Annotated in this window: 12 protein-coding genes; 7 read left to right on the forward strand and 5 right to left on the reverse strand. The window is 74.0% G+C overall.

Going from position 1 to position 16580, the window contains the following annotated elements:
- Positions 1-138 precede the first annotated feature (138 nt).
- Positions 139-1782: an RNA polymerase sigma factor gene (locus AB0D67_RS28790; protein ID WP_362942641.1), complete on the reverse strand. Its 1644-nt coding sequence runs from the start codon at positions 1780-1782 to the stop codon at positions 139-141.
- 241 nt (positions 1783-2023) lie between these two features.
- The gene (locus tag AB0D67_RS28795) at positions 2024-4117 is read right to left on the reverse strand and encodes a SpoIIE family protein phosphatase (RefSeq protein ID WP_362942644.1); all 2094 of its coding nucleotides are present in this window, start codon (positions 4115-4117) and stop codon (positions 2024-2026) included.
- 579 nt (positions 4118-4696) lie between these two features.
- Between AB0D67_RS28795 and AB0D67_RS28800 the strand changes: the two genes are divergently transcribed.
- The 7 genes from AB0D67_RS28800 to AB0D67_RS28830 all read left to right on the forward strand — a co-directional run bounded on the left by AB0D67_RS28800 (position 4697) and on the right by AB0D67_RS28830 (position 10983).
- A complete protein-coding gene (locus AB0D67_RS28800) occupies positions 4697-4939 on the forward strand; it encodes a hypothetical protein (RefSeq protein ID WP_362942647.1) in 243 nt (80 codons plus the stop codon).
- A gap of 185 nt (positions 4940-5124) precedes the next feature.
- Positions 5125-6651 carry a hypothetical protein gene (locus AB0D67_RS28805; RefSeq protein ID WP_362942761.1) on the forward strand — a complete coding sequence of 509 codons (1527 nt, stop codon included), beginning with the start codon at positions 5125-5127 and terminating at the stop codon, positions 6649-6651.
- Between the two features lie 5 nt (positions 6652-6656).
- On the forward strand, positions 6657-7412 hold the full coding sequence (locus tag AB0D67_RS28810) for a 5-oxoprolinase subunit PxpA (RefSeq protein WP_362942650.1): 756 nt from the start codon (positions 6657-6659) through the stop codon (positions 7410-7412).
- Positions 7409-8029: a carboxyltransferase domain-containing protein gene (locus tag AB0D67_RS28815; RefSeq protein ID WP_362942653.1), complete on the forward strand. Its 621-nt coding sequence runs from the start codon at positions 7409-7411 to the stop codon at positions 8027-8029. The genes AB0D67_RS28810 and AB0D67_RS28815 overlap by 4 nt, the downstream gene beginning before the upstream one ends.
- Before the next feature lie 103 nt (positions 8030-8132).
- A complete protein-coding gene (locus AB0D67_RS28820; RefSeq protein ID WP_362942656.1) occupies positions 8133-9089 on the forward strand; it encodes a biotin-dependent carboxyltransferase family protein in 957 nt (318 codons plus the stop codon).
- A 35-nt stretch (positions 9090-9124) separates the two neighbouring features.
- Positions 9125-9766: a nicotinamide riboside transporter PnuC gene (pnuC, locus tag AB0D67_RS28825; protein WP_362942659.1), complete on the forward strand. Its 642-nt coding sequence runs from the start codon at positions 9125-9127 to the stop codon at positions 9764-9766.
- A 5-nt stretch (positions 9767-9771) separates the two neighbouring features.
- Positions 9772-10983, forward strand: coding sequence for an AAA family ATPase (locus AB0D67_RS28830; protein ID WP_362942764.1), 1212 nt, complete (start codon positions 9772-9774; stop codon positions 10981-10983).
- Positions 10984-11138: 155 nt separating this feature from the next.
- On the opposite strand, the gene AB0D67_RS28835 is transcribed toward AB0D67_RS28830, so the two are convergent.
- From AB0D67_RS28835 to AB0D67_RS28845, 3 genes are all read right to left on the reverse strand, one after another.
- On the reverse strand, positions 11139-12245 hold the full coding sequence (locus AB0D67_RS28835) for a winged helix DNA-binding domain-containing protein (protein WP_362942662.1): 1107 nt from the start codon (positions 12243-12245) through the stop codon (positions 11139-11141).
- 174 nt (positions 12246-12419) lie between these two features.
- On the reverse strand, positions 12420-14129 hold the full coding sequence (locus tag AB0D67_RS28840; protein ID WP_362942665.1) for an ABC transporter family substrate-binding protein: 1710 nt from the start codon (positions 14127-14129) through the stop codon (positions 12420-12422).
- 167 nt (positions 14130-14296) lie between these two features.
- On the reverse strand, positions 14297-16447 hold the full coding sequence (locus AB0D67_RS28845; protein ID WP_362942668.1) for an ABC transporter ATP-binding protein: 2151 nt from the start codon (positions 16445-16447) through the stop codon (positions 14297-14299).
- Positions 16448-16580 lie beyond the last annotated feature (133 nt).

A 16580-nucleotide genomic window follows, 5' to 3' on the forward strand; every position in this document is an offset into this window, starting at 1 on the left:
CGACGAAGTCCGGCACACCCGTGCCGGCCCCCGGGCCGTCCCGTCATCTCGCGGAGCGGCGGGACGACGTGCCCGACACGACGAGGGGGCTCACGCCGTACGGCGTGAGCCCCCTCGCGTCGGCCTTCCGGCCGGGGGTCAGTCGAGGTAGTCGCGAAGGACCTGCGACCGGGACGGGTGGCGCAGCTTCGACATGGTCTTGGACTCGATCTGCCGGATGCGCTCGCGCGTCACGCCGTAGACCTTGCCGATCTCGTCGAGCGTCTTGGGCTGACCGTCGGTCAGGCCGAACCGCATGGACACCACGCCCGCCTCGCGCTCCGACAGCGTGTCGAGCACCGAGTGCAGCTGCTCCTGCAGGAGCGTGAAGCTGACCGCGTCGGCCGGGACGATCGCCTCGGAGTCCTCGATGAGGTCACCGAACTCGCTGTCGCCCTCCTCACCCAGGGGGGTGTGCAGGGAGATCGGCTCACGGCCGTACTTCTGGACCTCGACGACCTTCTCGGGGGTCATGTCGAGCTCGCGGGCCAGTTCCTCGGGAGTGGGCTCACGACCGAGGTCCTGGAGCATCTGCCGCTGCACACGGGCCAGCTTGTTGATCACCTCGACCATGTGGACCGGGATGCGGATGGTCCGCGCCTGGTCGGCCATGGCCCGGGTGATCGCCTGCCGGATCCACCAGGTGGCGTAGGTGGAGAACTTGTAGCCCTTGGTGTAGTCGAACTTCTCCACCGCGCGGATCAGGCCGAGGTTGCCCTCCTGGATGAGGTCCAGGAACAGCATGCCGCGGCCGGTGTAACGCTTGGCCAGCGAGACCACCAGGCGAAGGTTGGCCTCCAGCAGGTGGTTCTTGGCCCGGCGGCCGTCCTCGGCGATCCACTCCAGCTCCGCGCGGACGTCCACCGGGAGCGTCTCACCGTCGGTGGCGAGCTGCTCCTCGGCGAACAGGCCGGCCTCGATGCGCTTGGCCAGCTCCACCTCCTGCTCGGCGTTGAGCAGGGGGACCTTGCCGATCTGCTTGAGGTAGTCCTTGACCGGGTCGGCCGTGGCGCCGGCGGCGGCGACCTGCGGCACGGGGGCGTCGTCGTCGTCATCGGAGATGATGAGGACCTCGTCCTCGGTCTGCTTGAGGACCTCGCCCTTGGGCTCCTCGACCTCGGCCTCGGTCTCCACCTCGGTCTCGGTCTCGGTCTCGGCGTCGCCCTCCGTCTCGGCCTCGACCTCCTCGACCTCCAGGTCGAAGTCCTCGATCTCGACGTCCTCGAGGTCGATGACCTCGTCGTCCTCGGCACCGGCGGACTTGGGCTTCGGCTCGGGCTTCGGCGTCACCGCCTCGGCGGCGGGCCGCTTGGGCTGCGCGGGCACGGGCTTCTTCGCCGCCGGGGCGGCCTTCTTGGCCGGCGGCTCGGGCTTCTTGGCCGCGGGAGCGGGCTCGGCGCCGCCGACGACCGCGGTGACGGTCTCCGGCTGCTCCTTGGCCGCGGCGGCGGTCTTGGTCTTCTTGACGGGGGCGGGAGCGGCGGGGGTGCGGCGCTTGGCCGGAGTCCGGGACTTCTTGGGAGCCTTGGAATCCTCAGCGGTCAACCGTACGGTGATGCCCTCTTTGCTGAGGTTGCGCAGGATCCCAGCGACCTGCGCCATCGGGATGTCCGCTTCCTCGACGGCCTTGCGGACATCCTCGGACTCGAGGAACCCCTGCGAGCGTCCCCGCTCCATCAGCTGCTGAATGACGGGCTCGTTCAGCTCGGATGGCTTCGAGCGAGTCGAACTTGCAGGCGACACGAACACCTCTCGAAGGAAAGCGTGACGAGAATGGACCCAGATGCCCGCTAGGGGCGAATACCTCTAGTTGTGCTGGACGAGGCCGCGCGAACCGCGACGCACCTGTCAAGCATTGTGACATGACACCGTGATCCATACGGCCGCCTCCTGGCGGTTGTCCTCCACCCTAGGCCGACCAAGAGAGTAGTGCGTACGTAAGCGCGCCACCGATACCCGAAAGCAACCGTTATGACTGTTTCATTCAGTCACTCTTCGTGGCGGGTGGGACGTGGATCGCCAGTACCGTGACGTCGTCATCCTGCTCATATCCCGCCAACATGCGATCAACGAGGAAGTCGAGCAACATGTGAGGACTTCCCACGACTTCCGGAGGAGCCTCGGTCACGACGGAGCACAGATCGGCGAGTCCCGCGTCCAGCCCGCGCTTGCGGTTCTCCACCAGGCCGTCCGAGTACAGGACCGCGGTGTGTCCCGGCGGCACGCAGAACCGGAACTGCCTGCGGCTCGTCGGCCAGCCGAGCGGGGTGCTCGGCTCGCCGTCGCACAGGATCGGCACTCCCTGGGGCGAGACCAGCAGGGGCGGCGGATGGCCGGCCAGGGCCAGCGTCCCCTCTCCCGTGCCGGGCTCCACGACCATGTAGGCGAGGGTGGTGACCTGCTCCTCCTCCTCGGTCGCCTCGAACACCCGGTCCAGGCCGGTGAGGACGGCCGCGGGCGGCGGGTTGGTCAGCGCCAGGGCCCGCATGGCGTTGCGGATCCGGCCCATGCCGGCCGCGGCCTTGACGCCCTTGCCCATGACGTCGCCGACCACCGCCGCGACCCTGCCGTCCTGCAGCACGAACGCGTCGTACCAGTCGCCGCCCACCTGCACGTGGCGGCTGCCCGAGCGGAACCGCTGGGCCAGCACCAGGCCCCGCACCACCGGCAGGCGGTCGGGCAGCAGGCTGCGCTGGAGCGTCTCGGCGGTGCGGTGCTCCCGCTCGAACAGCGTGGCGCGCTCGACGGCGAGGGCGCACTGACCGGCCAGGGCCTCCAGGAAGACGCCGTCCTCCTGGGAGATCTTCTGGGGACGGGTGAAGGAGAACCGCAGGGCGCCGAGCGCACGGCCGGCGGCCAGCAGAGGCAGTCCCACCCAGGCCCGCTCGTCGCTGTGCGCGATGAACCCGGAGATGATCTCCTCGTCGCCTCCGGCCTCGGCGAGCTGGGCGCGCAGGCTCTCCGGGGACTCGGCGAAGACGGGGCGGCGGCTGTTGACGGCCATGGTCATCACGCTGGAGTGCGCCAGCGGGATCTCGTCGCCCGGCGCGCCGGGGACGTCGGGGATGCCGCCGTTGTTGACCAGCTTCAGGGCGGCCCGGTCGACGTCGAGCAGGGCCACCGCCGACCGGTCGGCCGCCACCGCCGTACGGCCCACGTCGATGATGACCTGGACCACCTGCTCGACGGTGAGCGCCTCGGCGAGCATCGCCGTGGCGCCCTGGAGGCGGGCGGTGCGCAGCGCGGCGGCGCCGAGCTGGTCGGTGAGGCGGCCGCGCATCTCCTCGGCCTCGCGCTGCGGGGTGACGTCGGTGTTGGCGCCGACCCACTCGACCACCCGGCCGTGCCGGATGATGGGGACCGCGCGCACCTCGAAGTGGCGGTAGCCGCTGGCACGGGTGCGGACGCGGTAGCTCCACTCGAACATGGTCCGGCCGCGCAGCGCCTCGCGCCACGCCTCCTCGGTGTGCGGCCGGTCGTCGGGGTGGACGGCCTCCAGCCAGCCGTGGGCGAGATACTCCTCCAGGCCCTGGCCGGTGATGGCCCGCCACTGCGGCGCGTCCTCCACGACGGCCCCGCTCGGCGAGGTGATCCACACGAGCTGCGACTGGGCCTCGACCAGCGAGCGGTAACGCTCCTCGCTGCGCCGCAGGTCCTCCTCGACCTGCCGGCTGCCGGTGACGTCCACCCCGACGAGGCAGACCGCGCGGAGCGCGTCCTTGTCGTCGTGGACCGGGGAGAAGGTCAGCGACCAGTGGCGGGTGCCGCCGTCGGCCGCGCGCACCCGGATCCGCTGGTCGGCCTCGACGTCGGCGCCCGCGGCGACGCCGCGGACCGCGCTCTCCAGAAGCGAGGTGAGGTCGGCCGGGAGCAGCTCGCCCGGCGTCCGGCCGACCAGCCGCTCGGCGGGAAGGCCGACCACATCGGCGAAGACCTCGTCCACCCGGTGGAAACGGCCGTCGGGGCCGAAGAACGCGAAGGCGAAGGGCGACTGCGACAACAGGCCATGGAGCAGACCGGAGTCCGAGATGTCCACACCAGACTCCCGGGGACGGGGCACGGAGGTTTCGGCGCTCATGGTCGGCACCTCCGTCGCGTGCCAGGGTCTCCCACGAGGCACATCTCCAAACTTGCGAATCGGCGTAGCGCAGCTCCGGGGGACCGGATCTGCAGTACATCATCGGCGATGGGTGCGTGCGGACGGAAGCCCCGCTCAGGATGCGGCGAAGCGCGCATCCCGCGGACCCTCCCCGGTCCGGGACCGGAACCCGCACGCTGACGCGCCGGGTTCCCGGCACGGGCATCGCCCGACCAGCATTCCGCCGAAGCCGAATGGTGGCGCCGTTCCCCTCCGCGTCCACCTCCGTATGCCGCCAGGACCCTAGCAGGATCAAGCCGGACCGTCCCGACAACCGTCCACCTCGGCCCCGCGCGCGCCCCGAACAAGATCAGGCTACTGACTCAATCCCGATTTGGCTCCCTCTTCGGGGACATTCGTTTACTCCCCGACCTCACAAACCTGTCAGAATTCATGTCAACCCGGCATCCCGGACAGGGCCAGGGGTTGACAGGCGCGCGATAGGCTGTGAAATGAGAACGCACGTCCCCGTCGTCCGTCCGGGGGTTTGCCCCGGGATCCCGGAGGAATGCGACATACATGTCCGCTCTGGTCGCCCGTCTCGCCGGCGGTGCAACAAAGCTCCACGATCCGGTGAGCGCCCGCCTGGCCCATGAGTTCCTCACCGTCCCCTCCGCAGCCGTCAGCAGGTGCGTGGCCGACGTCCGCGCCTGCGCGGAGCATCTGGGGATCGACGCGACGCCCGAGGTGGTGGAACGCGTCGCCCGCGAGCATCTGCTCGCGCTCGTCAACTCCGCGCCGCCGCCCCGAAGTCCCCGGTAACATCGAGATCACCGGAGCGCGTCCTACGCACCGTTTGGCCCGGGAATGCGAGAAGGTTGGGGCGTGAGCGAGCGAACCGATCAGCGCGGCGGCACCGGGATCCGGCCGACGGGGGAGGCCGCTTGAGCCGGCGACACCGCCGAGACCCTCGGGAGAACCAGTCTCCTGACGAGGTGTTCTCCGAGATGCTGGTGGCCGCGCGCGAACTGCTGGCCGTACGCAGCCCGCTGGACGCCGAGCTCATGGTCTCCGACATGGTGGGGGCCTGGTGGGGGCGCCGCCTGAAGGGCGGCGACGCCGAGCAGGTACTCGGCGAGGGCCTGGTCGACTACGCCGCCAAGGCCGGCTCCCCCGCCGCGCTGACCCTGCTGATCGCGCTGGCCTACCTCGGCACGGCCCGCCAGGCGGCCAAGGCGGAGGGCGCGGCGCTGGCGCTCATCGAGCGCGACGTCGCCAGGCCCCGGTGGGCCGACCGGCTGGGCGCGGTCAAGCCCACCGGCTGCTACGTCTCCCGAGACGCCTACGGCGACCAGGACACCGTCGTGTGCGCCTTCGGCTACCGCGGGGCCGAGGCCGCCGAGGAGCCGCACGCCCTGGTCATGGTCGTCGACTACAACATGCGCGGCATCGCCCGCGACGCCTGGGTCTCCTCGCACGTCGACAAGCTGCTGGAACAGGCCAGGGCCGAGGCCGAGGCCAACCCGATGCTCCGGTTCGAGGAGATCGAGTCGCAGCAGGCGCGGGCGCTGCTGGAGTCGGCGATGAAGGCCACCGCCGAGTACGGCGACCGCAGGACGACCGCGCCGGTCAGCGACAGCTACAGCGCCTACCACGCCTTCGCCCGCTCCCGGATCAAGGCGTTGCCGCCCGGCCGCAAGCGCCCGGCCCCGCTGCACAGCGAGGCCCCCTACAGCCGCGACCGCCGGGCGATGCTCGCCGCGGAGTTCCTCTCCTCGGACGCGGCCGAGCACCTGTCGGACCCGTCGGCGGCCTCACGGTGCGCCGACCACATCATCGACTACGGCTGCGACCAGGACTTCGGGCGTCCCCTGCGGGTCAGCCCGGCCAAGTGCGAGGCGTTCCTGCTCGACTGGCTGCCGCGCAAGGTGATGCTCAGCCCGGCCGAGCAGGAGGCGGTGCCGCACGTGCTCGGCGCCTGGGCGCGCTTCGCGGCCCGCCGGACCGGGCTGCCGGAGGAGGGCCTGCGCGCCACGCTGGACGGGATCTGGGAGGCGACGGGGAAGTTCGCCGAGGCCTACCGCGACCCGACCACCTTCGGCATCGACCGCGACCTGCTGGAGAGGCTGCTGCCCGACGGCGACCTGTCGGCGCTGGCCCGGCGGGTCTTCGCGTTCCCCTTCCTTCAGGGCACGCACGGCGAGGTCAAGCTCGACGTGCTCAACCCGGCCGACGACGCCGACCGGCGGGTCCTGCTGGAGATCGACCACGCGGACGAACTGCTCCGGCCCGACCGCGACGAGCACCTCGCCTGGCACGAGGAGATCGCCGGCCGACTGTGGGAGGGCGACCCCCCGCAGCTGTGGGAGGCCGCCCAGCGGCTGCTGGACCTGGGCCACGACCGGCACGACGTCCTGCACGTGCTGATGGAGATCGTCGAGCGGATCGGCGACGACCCCGAGGAGCTCGCCGTCGCCCTCGACGACATCGCCGACATCCCCGACGAGCCGCCGGGGACGAAAGGACGGTGGTGACCGGCGTGGCGATCGACCTGAACGCCGACCTCGGCGAGGGGTTCGGCGTCTGGCCGCTGGGCGACGACATCGCCCTGCTGGACATCGTGACCAGCGCGAACATCGCCTGCGGCTTCCACGCCGGCGATCCCCGTACGATCCGCCGCACCTGCGCGGCCGCGGCCGACCGGGGGGTGGCCATCGGCGCCCAGGTCTCCTACCACGACCTGGCCGGCTTCGGGCGGCGCGAGATGGAGGTCGATCCCGAGGAGCTGTGCGCCGAGGTGCTCTACCAGCTCGCGGCGGTGGACGGGATCGCCAGGGCGATGGGCGGCCGGGTCTCCTACGTCAAGCCGCACGGCGCGCTGTACAACCGGATCTGCCGCGACACCGGGCAGGCCGAGGCCGTCGTGGCGGCGGTGGCCGGCTACGACCCGGGCCTGCCGGTGCTCACGCTGCCCGGCTCGGCCGTCCACGCCGTCGCGGCCCGCGCGGGCGTGTCCACCGTCACCGAGGCGTTCGCCGACCGCGCCTACACCTCGGCCGGCGCGCTGGTCCCCCGCCGCTCCCCCGGCGCGGTGCTGCACGATCCCGCCGCGGTCGCGGCCCGCGCCGTACGGATGGCGACGTCCGGGACGGTCACCGCGGCGGACGGCTCGGAGGTCGCGGTGGACGCCCGCTCCATCTGCGTGCACGGCGACACCCCCGGCGCGGTGACGCTGGCGCGGGCCGTCCGCGAGGCGCTGGAGGCCGCCGGGGTGAGGCTGCGGTCCTTCCGGTGATCCGCCGGGCCGGGGAATCCGCGCTGCTGGTGGAGACCGGCTCGCTGGAGGTGTCCCACCGGCTGGACGCCCTGCTGCGGGAACACCCCCCGGCGGGGGTGACCGAGATCGTGCCCGGTCCCGCCACCGTCCTCGTCGTCGCCCCGGGCGCCGACCCGGGAGCCCTGCGGGCCCGGCTGTCCCAGCTGCTCGGCGCGGCGCGCGACGCCGCCCCGGCCCCCTCCGGGGCGCGCGGGACGGTGACGGTCCCGGTGGTCTACGACGGCCCCGACCTCGCCGAGGTGGCCGAGCTGAGCGGGCTGCCGGTGCGGGAGGTCGTCGAGCGGCACACCGGCGTGGAGTTGACGGTGGGCTGGCTGGGGTTCGCCCCGGGCTTCGCCTACCTCATCGGCCTGGACCCGGTGCTGCACGTGCCACGCCTGTCCACGCCCCGGACCTCGGTGCCCGCCGGGGCGGTGGCGATCGCCGACGAGTACTCGGCGGTCTACCCCGCGGCCTCGCCGGGCGGCTGGCGACTGCTCGGGCGGTCCTCCCTGACCGTGTGGGACACGGCCGCCGACCCGCCCGCGCTGCTCACCCCCGGCACCAGGGTCCGCTTCCGGGCGGTGCGGGGATGAGCGCCGCCGTCCTCTCCGTTCGATCGGGCCCGTTTCCGGGTGTTGCGGGGATGAGCGCCGCCGTCCTCTCGGTCCGATCGGGTGCCCGTCCCGGCGGTGCGGGATGATCCCGGAGCCGGCTCCCGGCCCCCGCGTGGTCGAGGTGATCGTGCCCGGCCCGTACGCCACCGTGCAGGACCTGGGCCGTCCCGGCCACGGCCACCTCGGGGTGCCGCGTTCCGGCGCCGCGGACGCGCCGAGCCTGCGGCTGGCCAACCGGCTGGTCGGCAACCCCGAGGACGCCGCCGGGATCGAGCTGACCTTCGGCGGCGCCCGCCTGCGGTTCCCCGCCGGCGCCTGGGTCGCCGTCACCGGGGCGCCCTGCCCCCTCACGCTCCACGTCCCCGGTGGAGCGGGGGACCCGGCCGGCTCCCCCGCCGCCGGAACCTCGCGGGACGCGGCACGGGGTCTGGCACAGCTCGGAGCCGTGGGGCCGTACGCGCCGGTGTGGGTGCCGCCCGGCGGCGAGCTGCGGGTGGGGACGCCCGCCGAGGGGCTGCGCACCTACGTCGCGGCCCGCGGCGGCCTCGACGTGCCGGCCGTCCTGGGCAGCCGCTCGACCGACGCGCTCTCCGGCCTGGGGCCGGCGCCGCTGGTCCCGGGGCTGCGCCTGCCTCTGGGCCCGGCCGCCGGCCTGCGGCCGATCGTCGTCGACGCCGCGCCGCCGCCTCCGGCCCCGCGGGGCGTGCTGCGGGTGCTTCCCGGCCCCCGCGACGACTGGTTCGCCCCGGACGCGCTGGAGGCGCTGTGCGCCGCGCCGTACCGGGTGAGCGAGCACAGCAACCGGGTCGGCGTACGGCTGACAGGGGCGGCCCTGCGGCGCGTCCGCGACGGTGAGCTGCCCAGCGAGGGCATGGTGGCCGGGGCGGTTCAGGTGCCGCCGGACGGCCGGCCGATCGTCTTCCTCGCCGACCATCCCCCGACCGGCGGCTATCCGGTCATCGCCGTCGTCGTCCCGGCCGACCTGGCGACGGCCGCGCAACTGCGTCCGGGGGACCCGGTCTGGTTCCGTCTCCGCTGACCCTTTATCGTCATATCGACGATAAAGGAGAGCGCATGTCCCTCGCCGAACTGCTCGACCCCCTCCTCCAGCCCGCCTTCACCCTCGCCGGGACGCCGACCAGCTGGGCCGAGCTGCTGGGCTTCGCCAGCGGCATCCTCACGGTCTGGCTGGTGGCCCGACAGCACATCGCCAACTGGCCGATCGGGATCGCCAACGTGGTCCTGCTGGGACTGGTGTTCCTGGCCGTCGGGCTCTACGCCGACGCGGCCCTGCAGGTCCTCTACGTGGCGCTCGGCGCGTACGGCTGGTGGCAGTGGACGTACGGCGGGGCGGGCCGCACCCGGCCGGCGGTGCGCCGGACCCGCCGCGCCGAGTGGACCGCGCTGGCCCTCTGCGGCGCCGCCGCCACCGCCGTGCTCACCGTCGCCCTCGCGACCTGGACCGACTCCACCGTGCCCTTCTGGGACGCGCTGACCACCGCGCTGTCGCTGACGGCCACCTACGGGCAGACACGCAAGCTCGTGGAGTCGTGGTGGCTGTGGATCGCGGCCGACCTGGTCTACATCCCGCTCTACGCCTACAAGGGGCTGTACCTCACCGCCGTCCTGTACGTGGTCTTCCTCGCGCTCTGCGTCGCGGGCCTGCGGGCCTGGCGCGGAGAGCTCGCGGCCCGGCCGGTCCCGGTGACGGCGTGACCGGGATGAGCGGCTTCGGCGACGTGAGCGGGCCGGGCCGTCCTGGCGATGTGAGCGAGGGTCGTCCGGGCGACGTGAGCGGGGCGGGCCTTCCGGATGACGTGACCGGGGCGGACGGCGCGGCCGGGTCCTTCGCCCACGGGCTGGTGATCGGCAAGTTCTACCCTCCGCACGCGGGTCACCACCACCTCGTCGACACCGCGGCGGCCCGGTGCGCCCGGGTGAGCGTGGTGGTGACCGCCTCGTCGGCGGAGAGCGTCCCGCTGGCGCTGCGCGCCGCCTGGCTGCGCGAAGCCCACCCGCAGCCCGGCGTGACGATCGCCCCGGTGGTCGACGACGTCGAGATCGACTACGGCGATCCGGGGATCTGGGCCGCGCACGTGGCGGTGTTCCGGCACGCGCTCGCCCTGGCGCACGGCGTCGTCCCGCGGATCGACGCGGTCTTCTCCTCGGAGGAGTACGGCCCGGAGCTGGCCCGCCGGTTCGGCGCCGCCCACGTGAGCGTCGACGCGACCCGGGCGCGGTTCCCGGTGAGCGGGACGATGGTCCGGCGCGACCCGGTGGCGTGCTGGCCGTGGCTGTCCCCGGCGGTCCGCGGCCACCTGGCCCGCCGCGTGGCGGTCGTCGGCGCCGAGTCCAGCGGCACCACCACCCTGGCCAGGGACCTGGCCGCCCACTACGCCGCCCGGGGCGGGCCCTGGGCGGCGACCCGCTGGGTCCCCGAGTACGGCAGGACGTACTGCGAGGAGAAGCTCGCCCTGGCCCGCCGCCGGGCGAAGGCGGCCGGGCTCCCCGAGCCGTGGCTGGACGGCCTGGAGTGGGACTCCGCGGAGTTCACGGAGATCGCCGAGCGCCAGCTCGCCTGGGAGGACGCCGCCGCCCGTGTGGGCTCCCCGCTGCTGGTGTGCGACACCGACGCGTTCGCCACCTCGCTGTGGCACGAGCGCTACCTCGGGACGGCCTGCGCCGTTCCCCCGCGGGCCCGGCACGACCTGTGGATCCACACCTCCGTGGAGGACGTGCCGTTCGAACAGGACGGCTGGCGGGACGGCGAGGCGATCCGGCACCGGATGGACGCCCGCTTCCGCGAGGAGCTCCGGGCGCGGGGGCTGCCGCACGTCGTGGTGTCCGGACCTCCGGCCGCGCGGCTGGAGCGGGCCGTCGAGGCGATCGACGCCCTGCTGGCACGCGGCTGGACGTTCGCCCCACCGCTGTGACCGCTCCCCGGCACGGCCGGGGCGCCCGTGTGGCCGGGGCACCCGGGCCGCCGGGACAGCCGGGGCGCTGGCACGACCGGGGCGCCGGGCGCGCCGGACGGGCGGGCGCGGCGGGGTGGGGCGGCGGGGCCCCGGGCTCGGCGGGGCCCCGCCGCTCAGGCGCCGGTCCGCCCCCGCCGCAGCAGGGCCCCGACGCGTTCGGTCTCGGCGGCCAGGGCGGCGGCGGGCACGTCCTCGAAGAGGTCGAGGACGATCTCGCCGTCCTTCGCCTCCCAGACCCCGGCGACCCGGCCCCGGTGGACCACGACCGGGGAGATCCAGCCTGCGGCCCGGCTGACCTTCGGCCGGGCCGCCGCGGGCAGGAGCGGCGTGAGGTCGCGGGGAGCGCCCAGGATGTACTGGTCGAAGCCGGGAAGCAGGTGGACCCCGGCGGCGGGAGCGGTCGCGGCCAGGTCGTCGAGGTGCCCGGCGAGCATCGTCATCGGCCGTCCCTCGACCTCGACCTCGGCCAGTTCGGGGGCGAGGTCGCCGAACCAGCCGCGCAGCGCCGCCTTCCGGGCTCCCCCGCGGTAGAGCCAGGTGTCGAAGGTCTCGGGGGTGGCGGGGCCGTGCGCGCCGAGGAAGGAGCGGACCAGCCGCACGCCGCCCTCCTCGGGCGGGAGCGATCCGGGCCGGTGCCCGGCCAGCCAGTCGCGGGGGCTGACGAAGGTCACCCGGCCCGCGCGCGGCGGGCCGTGGCAGAGCTCGCCGAGGAAGCTGAGCGGCTTGAGCAGGGCGCCCCAGCCGGAGGTGAGCGCCTCCCGCAGATGAGCGTCGCCGGTGATCTCGACGACCGCCTCGACCAGCTCCTCGCGGGTGAGCGCGCGGCCCGCGAGCGCCGCGGGCACCGCCTCCAGGATCGCGGCGACCTCGGCGGCGGAGACGCCGTGGCCCCGCTGCCAGGACCCCTTCTCCCAGTGGCGGAAGGAGCCGAGGACCGAGGTGTGGGCGGCCAGCTCGTCGGCGGGGACCAGGTGCAGGGTGCCGCGCGCCGTCCAGGTCTTCACCAGGGTGCGGTCGCGCCACAGGGCCTCGTCGAGCTCGCCGGGGCGGGGGGCGGCGTGCCGTACGGCCACGGCCAGCTCGGCGGAGGAGGCCACCTGCGCCTGCACCCCGGTCAGGCGGCGGACCACCGAGACCGCGTCCGGGCCGGCCACCGGGTCGACGAACTGCCGCCTCAGCCGCCAGGCGAGCACCTGCGGCCAGGTCAGGGAGACAGACATGGATGAGGTTCTACACCACCGCTCCGACGGAGAGATCAGCGGCGGCCGGACCGTGTGGGCCGGCCACCGTGGCGACCGCTGTGCCGACCGCCGTTCCGCACGGAGGCCCGGCTCCCGGGCGCCGGCCGGACCGGCGGGCCGGGCGGGCCCGTCCCCGGGGACGCCGGCGCGGATTCAGCGGGTGAAACCGATGTCCTGGTAGCGCAGGTCGTAGAAGCCGCGGGCGCCGTAGTTGGCCACGTCGCGGCCGACCGCGACGTTCTGCGGGCGCTGGTAGAGCGTCACCACGTTGACCTCCTCCCAGATCAGCCGGTCGGCGGCGTTGGTGGCGGCCAGGGCACGCTCCTGGTCGAGCTCGGCGGTCGCCTTCTGCATGGCGGCGTCGATCCGCGGGGAGCCGATGCGGCCCAGGTTTGCGTTCCACTGGAGGTGCCCGGCGGCGTCCTTGGACGCGTCGGCGTACTGGCCGTAGCCGCTGGAGACGGGGAAGGGCGTGCCCACGTAGGAGAACGCGGTGATGTCGTAGTTGCCGGGGATGATGTATCTCGTGAAGTAGTCGTCACTGGGCACCGACTGGATGACGACCCTGACGCCGATCCGGGCGAGCATGCTCTGCACCAGCTCGGCCTCGGACTTGGTGAGCTGGAGACCGGACGGCACGACGAAACGCAGGCTCAGGTCCCGGCCGTCCTTGCGGCGGGTCTGGCCGGAGAGCCTCCATCCGGCGGCGTCCAGCAGCCGCCCGGCCTCGGCGGGGTCGTAGACGCCGGTCCTTCCGGCGTTGTCGCGGTAGCCCTCCTGGGTGTTCATCAGGAAGTGGTTGCCCAGCAGGGTGATGGGCCAGTCGAGGCCCTGCAGGTCGGATCGGGCGATGACCTGCCGGTCGATGCCCGTCGCGACGGCCCGGCGCACCCGGACGTCGGAGAGCGCCGCGCTCTCGCCGTTCATCGTGATGTGCCGGAAGTCCGGGCCGGCGGCCTGCCGTACGACCGCGTCCGGGGTGCTCCTGGCCCGCATGTAGTCGGGCGCGGACGGGCCGACGTCGAAGGTGTCCAGCTCGCCGTTGCTGAACGCGCCGACCAGCGCGTCGCTCTCCATCGCCCGGAAGATGATCTGGTCCAGCTTGGCCCGGTCGCCCCACCAGCGGTCGTCCCGCAGGAGCGTGACGGTCTTGGCCGTCTGGTCGAACGAGCCGAGCCTGAAGGGCCCCGCGGTCACCGGGATGCGGTTCAGCCAGGCGGTGTTGAACGCCTGGGGGGTGGCGTTGGTGGACCTCGGGTACAGCGGCCCGAACAGCGACTGCCAGTCGCCGAAGGGACGGGCGAAGGTGATGACGGCCTCGTGGTCGTCCCGGCCCCTGGCGACGTCCTGGATGTCCTGGTAGCCGGTGGTTCCGGCGACGCGGTAGGCGGGATCGGAGCCGTTCAGCGCCCGCCACTGGGCGCGGTAGTCCTCCCAGGTGACCGGGGTGCCGTCGGACCACCGGGCCCGGGGGTTGAGCCGCAGCGTGACGACCTGCCTGGGGGTGCGCGCGGTGACCTCGCCGGAGAGCACGTAGTCGGTGTTCGCCGACACGTGGCCCTGCTCGTCGGAGCGGAAGGCGGAGGGCATCAGCCCGTCGATGACCTTCTTGACCATCGCGGAGTTGCCGTCGACGTGGTTGAGGTTCCAGTTAGCCGGATACTCGCTGAGGCCCCAGCGGAGCCGCCCGCCGTTTTTGACCCCCTCGCGCGGGACGGGGTTGATGTCGTAGGCGCGGATCGGGCCGGCCCTGTCGTCCCCGCCCGGCCCGGCTCCCCGCCCGCCGGCGCAGCCGGTCAGGGCGAGCGCCCAGGCCGTGGCCAGCACGGCGGCGAACGCGGCCGCGCGCCGGAATGATGTCACGCTTCCTCCTGGTTCATCCGACTGGTTCATCCGACGTCGCCTCTCTGGCCTCATGACGCGGCCCGCCCACCCGATGCGACCTCCGTACGGCGTGGCCCTCCGGCTCCATGACGCGGCCCGCCCACCCGATGCGGCCCCCGTACGGCGTGCTCCCCCGGCCGGCGGTCTCATCCGGCTCCGGATCTCTCCGCGAAGTGGCACGAGACGGCGTGGTCGTCGCCGAACGTCCGGAGCGGGGGCCGCTCGCCCGAGCACCGCGCCCGCTCGGCCTCGCCGAGCACCCGGAACAGCGGGCAGCGGGTGCGGAACCGGCAGCCGGAGGGCGGGTCGGCCGGGCTGGGCAGGTCGCCCTCCAGCAGGACGTGCCCGCGGGAGCGCTCCGCGACGGGATCGGGCACCGGCACGGCCGACAGCAGGGCCCGCGTGTAGGGGTGCAACGGCGCGGCGTAGACCCGATCGACCCGGCCGATCTCGGCGATCACCCCGAGGTACATGACCGCGACCCGGTCGGCGAGGTGCCGGACCACGGCCAGGTCGTGCGCGACGAACAGGTAGGACAGGCCCAGCCGCGTCTTGAGGTCCGTGAGGAGGTCGAGCACGCCCGCCCGGACCGACACGTCGAGCGCGGAGACCGGCTCGTCCAGCACGACCAGGCGGGGCTCCAGCGCGAGCGCGCGGGCGATGCCGACGCGCTGGCGCTGTCCCCCGGAGAAGTCCTGCGGGTGGCGCGCGGCATGGCCGGATTCCAGTCCGACCAGGCGCAGCAGCTCGCGGACCCTCGGCCCCGGCCGCCGCACCCCGTGGGTGCGCAGCGGCTCGGCGACGATGTCGTAGACCGTCATCCGGGGGTCGAGCGAGGCCATCGGGTCCTGGAAGACGACCTGCAGGTCGCGCCGGATCGCCATCCGGTCACGGGTCCCCAGCGCCGCGACGTCGCGGCCCAGCACGGTGACCGTGCCGCCCTGCGGCCGTTCCAGCCTCAGGATCTCCATCAGCGTCGTCGTCTTGCCGCAGCCGGACTCCCCGACGAGCGCCAGCGTCTCGCGTTCCCGGACGTCGAAGGAGACGCCGTCCACCGCCAGGACCGTGCCGATCCGCCGCCGCAGGAGCGTCCCCTTCGTCAGGGGGTAGTGCCTGACCAGGCCGTCCACCGCGAGGACCACCTCACGGTCCCGTCGCGGCCGTGCCGCGCGCCCGCCGGGCCCCTCCGGGACTCTCTCGCCGGCCGTCCCGCCGGGTTCTTCCGGGACTTCCCCACCGGCCGTCTCGCCGGTCCGCCCCGGGACGTCCGTCTCAGCCGGAAGACCCGCCACCGGGAGGACGCCCGGGGGGCGGGCCGCGAGCACGGCCCCGCCCGTGGCCTCGATCTCACCCGCGCGGACGCACGCGGCCAGGTGGCCGGGCGAGCCGACCGGTTCCAGGGCGGGCTCGGCGACGGCGCAGGCGGGGACCGCCAGGGGGCAGCGCGGCTCGAACGGGCAGCCCGGGGGCAGCGCCGCCGGCGACGGCGGCGTCCCCTCGATCGGCACCGGCCGCTCCGCGGCGTCCAGCCGTGGGACCGCGGCGAGCAGGCCCGCGGTGTACGGCATGCGCGGCCGCAGGTAGACGTCGTCCACCGGCCCGGTCTCGACGGGCCTCCCGGCGTACATGACCATCACCCGGTCGGCGAACCCGGCCACCACCCCCAGGTCGTGGGTGATCAGCACGATCGCCGCGCCGGTCTCGCGCCGCGCCCGCCGCAGCACCTCCAGCACCTGGGCCTGGACCGTGACGTCGAGGGCGGTGGTGGGCTCGTCGCAGAGGATCACGTCGGGGTCGTTGGCGATCGCCATCGCGATCATGACGCGCTGGCGCATGCCGCCGGAGAACTCGTGCGGGAAGGCGCGGGCGCGCCGCGCGGCGTCGGGGATGCCGACCAGGTCGAGCAGCTCGACGGCCCGGCGGGCGGCGTTCCCCCTGCTCACCCGCTGGTGGATCCTGACCGCCTCGGCGATCTGGTCGCCCACCCGGTAGACCGGGGTGAGCGCGGAGAGCGGGTCCTGGAAGACCATCGAGATCGTCCCACCCCGGACGGCCGAGAGGGTCTTCTCGTCCGCCCCGAGGATCTCCCGGCCGCGCAGCCGCACCGAGCCGGTGACGCGGGCGTGCGGCGGCAGCAGGCCCATCACGGCCAGCGAGGTGACCGACTTCCCGGACCCCGACTCGCCGACGACGCCCAGCACCTCCCCCGGCCGGACGGCGTAGCTCACCCCCCGTACAGCGCGCACCGCCCCGGCCCCCGCGCCGAAGGTCACGTGGAGGCCGGTCACCTCCAGCACCGGGCCTGGCCGCTCCGCCGGGTCATGGCGGTCCGCCGAGTCGCCCCGGTCAGCCGGATCGTCCCGATCCGCCGGGCCGGCCGGGTCCGTCCGGCCCGTGCCGGGACGGCCCGCCGTCTCCGCTCGGAGCCCG

It is taken from the genome of Streptosporangium sp. NPDC048047 (assembly GCF_040653115.1).
Lineage (GTDB): Bacteria > Actinomycetota > Actinomycetes > Streptosporangiales > Streptosporangiaceae > Streptosporangium.